This window comes from Paraburkholderia sp. BR10872, assembly GCF_040965835.1.
In the GTDB taxonomy this organism is placed as follows: domain Bacteria; phylum Pseudomonadota; class Gammaproteobacteria; order Burkholderiales; family Burkholderiaceae; genus Paraburkholderia; species Paraburkholderia nodosa_A.
Genome location: NZ_JBFRCN010000130.1, coordinates 1 through 1,858 on the forward strand (window position 1 = coordinate 1; position 1,858 = coordinate 1,858).

1 pseudogene is annotated in these 1,858 nt (G+C 59.7%); it reads right to left on the reverse strand.

The annotated features are described in order from the left end of the window. Positions 1-519: 519 nt before the first annotated feature. Positions 520-1,609 (reverse strand): annotated as a pseudogene (locus AB4Y43_RS40315) (IS5 family transposase). Positions 1,610-1,858 lie beyond the last annotated feature (249 nt).

The following is a 1,858-nucleotide window of genomic DNA, read 5'->3' on the forward strand; positions in this document are numbered from 1 at the left end:
CTAGCCCATGTGGCGCGGCCTTGGTCGACACAGCCGTCCCTTCCAACGGCGGAACCTGAAGGGGCTCGATGAGGGCTATCGACTACGTCGCCGCCGGCCCCGGTATCAAGTCGTTCACGTCTACGGCGTCGACCGGCTTCTGATTGAGAAAGACCAGTACCCGGCGGCGCGTAGCACGGTAACGCACCGAGGCGCGTCAGCCCCGGCGACGTCGACGGACTACGTTGTTACATGTGGACTCGGATCAAGAGGGCAGCGGCGCGGCACGAGTACAAGGTGGACGATTCGGCCTCGCTAGGTTTGTCGACCTTGATCCGAAAATGTTGGCAAAATCGGCGGCCAGAACGGGCTTTCTTCTTTAGCAGGCTGTTGAAAAGCGCCCCGTCATGACGACCGAAGCCATGTTCAGGAGGCTTGCGCGTGTGATTTCCCGCTGAATTACCGGTTCGCCGCGCAATCTGCGCGGGGCATGCGCACGCATGCAACCCTTGTGGCGCGCAATCTTCGCGCCGTGTCGGCTCATCGCGTCGCTCCTTGCGGCACCACCCCTGGCATTCGGGCCATGCGGGTCAGATTGCTCGCAACCATCGTCAGCATGAAGTGCTGGTCGACGCGCTTGATGCCGCGATAGACCGTCTGCCGGATCCGTCCGATGGTCTTGCCCCAGCCGAAATGCTCTTCGATTCGTTTGCGGATGATCTGGCTAATCCGGTAGCCCGCATGCCGCGAAGTGCGACCGTCGATTGCGCTGCCGCTCCAACGCTCATCGTTGCGCGCGACATGCGGTGTCACGTTGCGAGCGCGGCAATCGTTCACGAATTCGCGGGTGTCATACGCCTTGTCGGCACCAACTGTCTTCGCATGAGCGCCTGGCACGCAATCGAGCAATTGCAACGCGCTGGCCCGCTCGGCGAAACCATCTGCGTGACTGACCACGGCGCCGACCACCAGCCCCGAGCGATTCTCCATCAGGATGTGCCCGTGGTAGCACAGGATGGCAGGGCTCTTGTGGCTCTTCTTGAACAATCGCGCCTCCGGATCAGTAGTCGACTCGTGCGTGGCATTCCTACGTCGCCCGCCTTTCCAGTCAGTGTTGGCGTTGCGGCCACCGCCGGCCGGCGGACCATCGTCCGGGCCGTCCTTGCTGCGGAAGCTCTTGTGACTGGCCCACGCCTGAATCAGCGTGCCGTCCACCGAGAAATGGTCTCTCGACAGCAAGCCCTGCTTGTCCGCCAGGCTCATGACTTCGGTGAAGAACGCTTCCACGACTTCATGCTCCAGCAGCCGGTCGCGGTTCTTCGAGAACACCGAGTGGTCCCACACGGCGTCCTCAATCGCTAGCCCGACAAACCAGCGGAACAGCAGGTTGTAGCGCATCTGCTCCATCAGCATGCGCTCGCTGCGCACCGAGTAGAACACCTGCAACAGCAGCGCCCGCATCAGCTTCTCAGGCGCAATCGAGACACGGCCGGTGTCCGCATAGATGACGCTGAACAGCCCGTTGAGTCGTTTCAACGCATAATTCACCAGCAACCGGATCGGTCGCAATGGGTGATCTGCCGGGACGAAGTCCTCCAGCTTGACCCTGCATCTCATCCATTCCGCGCATCGCATCCGCTACCAAAGATTATGAACACGATATCCATAACGCTCGTCCCTTTACACGGGATCCAAATTCAACAGCCTGTTAGTATTCTGTCCCATAAATAACTTTACGTAAATTCAGATTGGTCTATGATCGAATTCACGGCGTGTTGGAGGCGATCATGGGACGTAAAGGAATCGAGGTTGTCGTGTCGGAACTGGAGCGAGAACAATTGCTGTCAATGAGCCGCTCGCGTTCGCTGCCTCATTCTCT